Genomic DNA, 7,438 nt, shown 5'->3' with positions numbered 1-7,438 from the left:
ATCTCCGTTGTCAGCCTTGTCTGCTCGGCTTTGGAGCTGTGGGGCCATCCCCCCCCCTGGCGGCCACAATCAAACAATCTGGCAGCCAGATCAAAGACACCCCACTCCCTCCCTCCCCTAAATGGCAACCACTTGACCATCACCAGGGACACTCCACCATGAAGCTTCACCCACTCCCGCTGCAAAGCCTCAGCCTCGCTCTGCTACTCGCCCTGCCAAGCGCCCACGCCATCGAACTGTACGCCGACGACGACACCCATCTGAACGCGGACATGCTCGCCGTATTCGGCACCTTCAACAGCCGCAAGAACTACGACGCCACCCCCGGCGGCTCAAGCTGGCGCGAAGGGTTCATCAAGTACGGCCTCAGCGCCGACCAGGGCCTGGCCGGCAACGGCACGGCCTACGGCACGCTGAGCTGGGTCAGCTCCGCCACCTGGGGCGACGGCGACGCCGCCGGCAACACCGATGGCAGCGAACGCACTACCAAGATCGAAGACGCCTACCTGGGCTGGCGCTCAGCCGACCTGCTCGCGGCGCTGGGCCAGGATGGCGTGGACTTTTCGGCCGGCGCCAGGTGATCAAGCTGGGCCGCGGCTTTCTGATCAACGATGACGGCCCCAACCTGGGCAACGGCCCCGCCAACGGCGCACTCAACCGCGGCGGCGCCTATTACCTGGCCGCCCGCCACGCCTTCGACCGCACCGTCATGCTGCGCCTGGGCGGCGAGCAAGGCGTGCACGGCAGCGTGCTGTGGCTCAAATCCGATAACCGCGCCCAGGCCGAAACAGCACTGGCCGCCGGCACCCTGGACTACACCGGCGCAGCCGCACCCTGGGCCTGACCTGGGTCCACGGCCTGGACGTGACCGACCAATGGGCCAGCGAGGTGCAGCAGCAACGCGACGGGATGGACACCTACAGCCTGCGCGGCGAAGGCAATGCCGGCATCGACAATGCCAGCTTCGCCTTCGAATACGCCTGGCAGGACACCCGCGCCGGGAGCGAAAGCGCCTGGTACGCCGAAGCCGGCTACACCTTTGCAGACGTGGCCTGGGCGCCGACACTGACCTACCGCTACACCCGCTACTCCGAAGGCTGGGACGCGCTGTTCACTGGCCTGAGCGGCAGCTACGGCACCTGGTTCCAAGGCGAAGTGGCGGCCAACTATGCGGGGCCGTTCAACAGCAACACCGGCATCCATCACCTGGGCCTGATGGCCAAGCCTCTGGAGAACCTCACGCTAGGCGCGTTGTACTTCGACTTCAATACGCTGCGCACGCGCAGCGCCCTGAACCTGGATGCCCGCGAACTGGACCTGTATGTAGAATGGGCGGCCACCGAACACCTGATCATCAGCCCTCTGGTCGGTCTGTACCAGCCAAAGAACGATCAAGGCAACGGCGGTAACCAAGTGGGAGGCAACGGCACCAACCTGTACAGCCAGCTGACTGTCGCTGTGCCGTTCTGATCCGCCCGGGTGCGCCATCGCCACGCGTCACGTCGGACCATGCGCCTGCTGCTTGAGGCGCTCGGTGTCGACCCGCACGAACACCGAGTCGGCCGTGACGGTGAGCACATCACCGGCCCACACTTCGCAGATCACCCGGGTCTTGCGCCCCACTTCGCCTTCGACGCGGGCCTTGAGCAGCAGCTCCACGCCCATCGGGGTCGGTTTCAGGTAGCTCAGCCCCAGGTGCCCGGTGACGCAGTCGATACGCGGCAGGCTGCCAGGCTCGCGGCCTTCGGCACGATAGTGATGGGCCATGGCAGCCCAGTTCGAATGGCAATCCACCAGCATCGCCAGCAGGCCGCCGTAGACCAGCCCGGGCCAGCCGGTAAAGGTGCTGTCGGGGCTGTGGCGGCACACCAGGTGAATGCCGTCGTCGGCCCAGTGGCTTTTCAGGTGCAGGCCACTGGGGTGCGCGGTGCCGCAGCCATAGCAGGTACCATCGGGCGCAGCCAGGTCCTGAAGAGGTAAGGCTTGGGGGTTCATAGGCTTCCTGTTGTTATGTAAAGTCAGAACGCCGATGGTAACGCCGCCAGGCCAATGCCTGAAAGCGCTGCCCGGCCAAGCCTCTGGCGCTCACGACTCGACGCGCAGCCCCGCCGCCTGCCAATCGGGAAAGCCGCTGTTGAGCCGGCGCACCTTGAAGCCGCGCTCGCGCAGCGCCGTCACCGCCGCCCCCGACAACACGCACCAGGGGCCGCGGCAATACGCGACGATTTCCTGCTCGCGCGGCAGCTCTGCCAGGCGCTGCTCCAGCTCGTCGAGCGGCAGGTTGATCGCGCCGGGCAAATGCCCGAGGGCGTATTCTTCGTGCGAACGCACATCCAGCAGCGTCACGCTCTGCGCTTGCAGGCGTTGCACCAGTTCGTCCCGCGACATCGCCTCCAGCCGCTCCTGGCGGGTCATGCTGTCGGCCATCAGTTCACGCACCGCCCCGCGGTTGTGCTCGGCGAACGCGCGCAGCGCGCCGAGTACCTCGAGGAACGGCCCGCTGCCGAGGCGATACAGCACCCGCTTGCCATCGCGACGGGTCTGCACAAACCCCGCGCGACGCAGGTGCTGCAAGTGCTGCGAAGTGTTGGCCACGGACAGGTCGCACAATTCGGCCAGGTGCTCGACGGCGCGCTCGCCCTGAGCAATGTGTTCGAGCAGGTGCAAGCGGTGCGCATGCCCCAGGGTGCGGGCCAGCTCGGCGATTTCGATGAAGTGCTGCAAAGGAAGGTCGGTCATTGACACGACGCTAGCATTCGCCAATCATTCAATCAATTCATTGAATGATTAAATAGGAGTCTACCCATGAACACCTTGCCGACATTCATCGCCTTCTCGCTGCTGCTCGGCGTATTGGCCACCGCCCTCGCCGACGCCTGGGCCGAGGTGCAAAAGCGCGTGTTCAACGTGCCATCACCCAGCTGGCCGATGGTCGGGCGCTGGGTCGGGCACCTGCGTCACGGTCAGTTCAAGCACGCCAGCATCGCCAAGCGCCCGCCATCAAGGGCGAAGCATTGCTGGGCTGGTTCACTCATTACCTGATCGGCGTGCTGTACGCGGGGCTGTTGCTGGCACTCTGCGGGGCCGAATGGGCGCGCGCTCCCACCCTGCTACCAGCGCTGCGCTGGGCCTGGCAACGCTGCTGGCACCGTTCTTCATCCTGCAGCCAGGCATGGGCGCCGGCATCCTGGCCAGCAAGACACCCAACCCGAGCGTGGCGCGCCGGCGCAGCCTGGCGGCGCACGCGGTGTTCGGCGCCAGCCTGTTCGTGGCGGCCATGGCGCTGGCAGCCGTTGGCCTGGTGCCTCAGGCCTGAGGCGCTCGGCCCCCTGGCACCACGCCTCGATCAGTGCATCGAGCAAGGCCTGGGGATCCTCGGGGTTGGCCTCGACCAGGCCGATGGCCCAGGCGCAACCGGCCAGCTCGAAATGCGTACGCCACTGCGGCCACGCCAGCAGGGCCGGCAGGTCGAAGCTGTACATGCCGCCACGTTCGCCGTGGCCACCGTGAATCGATTCGCCCAGACCGAAAGGCTCGGGACCGAAAGGTTTGAGCGAAACGTAATACACATGATGCGTGAGGTGCTCGGCGGTGGGTGCGCGGTTGCACTGCGCAAAGTCCACCGACTGCCAGCCCAGGTCCTGTGCAGTCATGGGCTGTGTGTGCGCCATCAGGTCGTCGATACCCAGCGTGCGGTCCCCCGGCCAACTGACCTGCGTAGCGCTGAATATGCGCCGGCGCGCCTTGCGCGGGTTGGCCAGGTCGGCCCAGCCCCGTTCTCGGGTCAGCACCAGGCCCTTGAGCAGGCGAAACCCTCCGTCAGACAGTTGCAGCACGAACTGCCCGTAATCGGTGGGCACCACCCGCACCAGATGAAGGGATGACGCATCACTGTGACCCATGCCTTGCCACTCCTTGAACAGGCAATCTGAAAGGAGCGCAGTATACGACGTGCAGGGCATCAGCGAGCGCGCTGGAGCCGGCCGTCAGCTCATCTGGCCGAAACGCCCATCGCGAAAATCGGCGAACGCCTGTTCTATCTCGGCATCGCTGTTCATCACGAACGGGCCGTAGCCGACGATGGGCTCTTCCAGCGGCTGGCCACTGAGCCAGAGCACTGCAGCATCGCTGTCGGCCTGCACCACCACCTGCTCACCTGCGCGCTCGAACAGCACCAGTTGCGCAGGCCCCACCGACCGTTCGCGATTGACCCTGACCTGCCCGCGCAGCACCACCAGCGCGCTGCTGTGGCCAGTACGCGCGGGCAGTTGCACGGGCACACCGGGCTTGAGTTGCAGGTCCCACACGTCCATCGGCGTGAAGGTGCGTGCCGGGCCCTGATGGCCGAGGTGCTCGCCGGCGATGACCCGCAGCGTGCCGGCACCGTCGTTCAGGTCCACGCGCGGGATGTCGTTGGCCAGCAGGGTCTGGTAGCCCGCAGGCGCGCACTTGTCCTTGGCCGGCAGGTTGACCCACAGCTGCACCATCTCCAAGGTGCCGCCCTGCTCGGCGAATGCGGGGGCGTGAAACTCTTCGTGCAGGATGCCCCCGGCAGCGGTCATCCACTGTACATCGCCCGGCCCGATCAGGCCGCCGGCGCGGTGGAGTCGCGGTGTTCCAACTCACCCTGGTAAACGATGGTCACCGTCTCGAACCCGCGATGCGGGTGCTGGCCTACGCCACGTCGGGCCTGGGTGGGCGCAAACGCGTGGGGGCCGGCGTAGTCGAGCAACAGGAACGGGCTGATGTGCTGGGCCAGGTTGTCGTAGCTGAACAGGCTGCGCACCGGAAAGCCGTCGCCGACCCAGTGCGGGTGCGGGCTGCTGTGGATGCCTTGAATCTTTTTCATGAGATGCCTCCTCTCGTGGATGGGGTCAACGATACGGATGCAACGATTGTGGCGCTAGATAGCATAAAGCGTCCGCATTGTTCTATTCATGGAACAGTGATGGACGACCCATCGCCCATGCACGGCGGGTGCAGGCACGCTACTATCACCGCCTACCCACCTTGCACACACGCCATGCAGCCGATCCTCACCCTTGCCGAAAACTACCCGCATGGCGACCGCATCGCCCCGCACTGCCACAACCGCGCACAGTTGATCCATGCCCTCAGTGGTGTGGTCACGGTCAATTCCACCCAGGGTTGCTGGGTGGTCCCGCCGGGGCGCGGGGTATGGGTACCGGCCACCGTGGAGCACGACCTCAGGTTCGCCGGGCAGGTGCGCATGCGCACCCTGTTCATCGCCCCCCAGGCACGCCCCGACCTGCCCCACAGTTGCCGCGTGATCGATGTGCCCCCACTGCTGCGCCAGTTGATCATCAGCGCCATGGCCATCCCCGTCGACTACCCCGCCGGCGGGCGCGACGAGCGGGTGATGCAGTTGATCCTCGACGAGATCCGCGTGCTGCCGATTCTGGCGCTGCATGTACCGCTGCCGGTCGACCCGCAACTTGCCGCCCTGTGCCAGGCCCTGCGCGACGACCCCGCCAGCCCCTGGAGCCTGCAACGTGCCGCCGACCTCAGCGGCCTGAACGCACGCACCCTGACCCGCGCCTTTCAGCGCGAGACCGGGCTGAGTTTCATCCAGTGGCTGCGCCGCCTGCGCCTGCTGAGCAGCCTTGACTCGCTGGCCGCCGGGCACTCGATCCTGAGCGTCGCGCTGGACCTGGGCTATGACAGCCCCAGCGCCTTCAGCGCGATGTTTCGACGTACCCTGGGCGTTTCACCCAGTGCCTATTTCGGCAAGACCCCCGCCTACGGCCAACCCGAGTTCGATTAGTCAACGCGCGCTCTGGCGCAGCAGCAGCGACGCCACCGCGCACATGGCCAGGGCCACACACGCCACATAGAAAGCGTCCGAGTACGCCATCAGGTACGCCTGCTGGCGGATGCTCTGGTCCAGCAGCGCCAGCACACCCAGGTCGTCCGGCGACTGGGCATCGACGATCCCGGTGGGCAATCGCTGCTGCAAGGCCGTGTCGAACACGCTCAGGCGCTCGCCGATCCGTTCGCTGTGAAAGCGTTCGCGCAGCGACACCAGCTGCGTCAGCAACGCCGTGCCCACCGCCCCACCGAGGTTGCGCAGCATCGAGATCAATGCCGAGGCGGAGCCGGCCTGGGCCTTGTCCAGCCCCTTTACCGCCAGCACCGAGAGCGCCACCATGATCAACGGCTGGCCCAGCCCGCGCACCACAGTGGACGGGATGATCACGTTCTTCGCCGCGTCCGCCGACAGGTGTGCGCCCAGCCAGCAGCCCAGCGCCATGATGGCGAAACCGCTGGCCACCAGCAGCTTGGCGTTCAGCCAGCGCATCAGGCGTGGCAGCAACGGCGCCAGCAGCAGTTGCACCAGCCCATAGGCAATCAGGCTGGTGCCGATCTCCCGCGCGTTGTAGCCCTGCACCTGCGACAGGTAGTTGGGCACCAGAAACACCAGGCCGAACGTGGCCGCACCAAACACCGCCATGGCCAGGCTCGCCACCCCGAAGTTGTAGCTGGCCAGCAGGCGCAGGTTGATGAAGGGCCGGTCGCCCCACAGCTGGCGCTGGATGAACAGCGCCAGCGCCACCACGGCAGTGATGCTGAACGCCACGATGAAGCCCGAATCGAACCAGTCCTCGCGCCCGCCCTCCTCCAGCACCACCTGCAAGGCGCCCAGCCCCAGCGCCATGGCGGCAATACCCAGCCAGTCGGCCTGGCGCAACTGATGGGGCTGGCTCGCCTGTGCCGGGATCGACCAGCCGACCGCCGCCAGCAATGCCACCCCCGGCAGCAGTTGCAGCAGGAAGATCCAGCGCCACGAATACAGGTCGGTCAACCAGCCGCCGATCGACGGCCCGGCCGCCTGCGCCACGCTGTTGGACAGGCTGAACAGGGCCATGCCTAGCGCAATCCGGCTGGCCGGCAGCTCGGTGATGATCAGTTGCATCGACAGCGGGATCAGCACCGCGCCGGATGCCCCCTGGATCACCCGCAGGGCGATCATCGCCGACAGGCTCGGTGCCAGCGCGCAGCTGACCGAACTGATCAGAAAGACCGTCGAGCCCACCAGCATCACCTTTCGCAGGGAAAACACCTGCACCAGCCAGGCCGTGAGCGGAATCATGGTGATCTCCGCGACCAGGTAGGCGGTCGAGATCCAGGAGCCTTCTTCGAAGGTGGCGCCCAGCGCCCCTTCGATCTCGGGCAATGCCGCGCTGGTGACGTGCACGTTCATGCCGGCCATGAAGCAGCCGAACAAACCACCGATCACCGCCACCCAGGCGCGCAGGGATACCGGTGCTTCAGTCTGCACGGCGCACCTGCGCCGATCGCGTATCCACGGTGGCAATCACCGACATGCCGGGCAGCAGCCGCGGTGCGCCCTGCTCGGGCGGGTCGAGGCGGATACGCACGGGAAAGCGCTGCACGATCTTGGTGAAGTTGCCGGTGG

General features: G+C 66.4%; 4 protein-coding genes and 4 pseudogenes. 3 read left to right on the top strand and 5 right to left on the bottom strand.

Annotation, left to right across the window (positions count from 1 at the left end):
• Positions 1–158: 158 nt before the first annotated feature.
• Positions 159–1,470, top strand: a pseudogene (locus tag G3436_RS00850) (alginate export family protein).
• A gap of 27 nt (positions 1,471–1,497) precedes the next feature.
• Here G3436_RS00850 and G3436_RS00845 read toward each other — a convergent pair.
• Both G3436_RS00845 and G3436_RS00840 read right to left on the bottom strand, forming a co-directional pair.
• Positions 1,498–1,995 carry a PaaI family thioesterase gene (locus G3436_RS00845; protein ID WP_163940411.1) on the bottom strand — a complete coding sequence of 166 codons (498 nt, stop codon included), beginning with the start codon at positions 1,993–1,995 and terminating at the stop codon, positions 1,498–1,500.
• A gap of 90 nt (positions 1,996–2,085) precedes the next feature.
• Complete coding sequence (locus G3436_RS00840) at positions 2,086–2,739, bottom strand: ArsR/SmtB family transcription factor (protein ID WP_163940409.1); 654 nt, start codon at positions 2,737–2,739, stop codon at positions 2,086–2,088.
• A gap of 66 nt (positions 2,740–2,805) precedes the next feature.
• On the opposite strand from G3436_RS00840, the pseudogene G3436_RS28690 reads away from it, so the two are divergent.
• Positions 2,806–3,316, top strand: a pseudogene (locus G3436_RS28690) (DUF2938 family protein).
• A 670-nt stretch (positions 3,317–3,986) separates the two neighbouring features.
• Here the strand turns inward: G3436_RS28690 and G3436_RS00830 are convergent.
• A pseudogene (locus G3436_RS00830) lies at positions 3,987–4,849 on the bottom strand (pirin family protein).
• 174 nt (positions 4,850–5,023) lie between these two features.
• Here G3436_RS00830 and G3436_RS00825 point away from each other — a divergent pair.
• Positions 5,024–5,785, top strand: coding sequence for a helix-turn-helix domain-containing protein (locus G3436_RS00825; protein ID WP_163940413.1), 762 nt, complete (start codon positions 5,024–5,026; stop codon positions 5,783–5,785).
• Here G3436_RS00825 and G3436_RS00820 read toward each other — a convergent pair whose 3' ends face one another.
• Together G3436_RS00820 and G3436_RS00815 are read right to left on the bottom strand one after the other, a co-directional pair.
• Positions 5,786–7,300, bottom strand: coding sequence for a DHA2 family efflux MFS transporter permease subunit (locus G3436_RS00820; RefSeq protein ID WP_163940407.1), 1,515 nt, complete (start codon positions 7,298–7,300; stop codon positions 5,786–5,788).
• Positions 7,290–7,438, bottom strand: a pseudogene (locus G3436_RS00815) (HlyD family secretion protein); the annotation flags it as partial. The gene G3436_RS00820 and the pseudogene G3436_RS00815, both read right to left, overlap by 11 nt.

It is taken from the genome of Pseudomonas brassicae, from assembly GCF_010671725.1.
GTDB lineage: Bacteria > Pseudomonadota > Gammaproteobacteria > Pseudomonadales > Pseudomonadaceae > Aquipseudomonas > Aquipseudomonas brassicae.
Note: the sequence above shows the minus strand (reverse complement) of the source record. Positions and strands in the feature narration are given on the sequence as shown.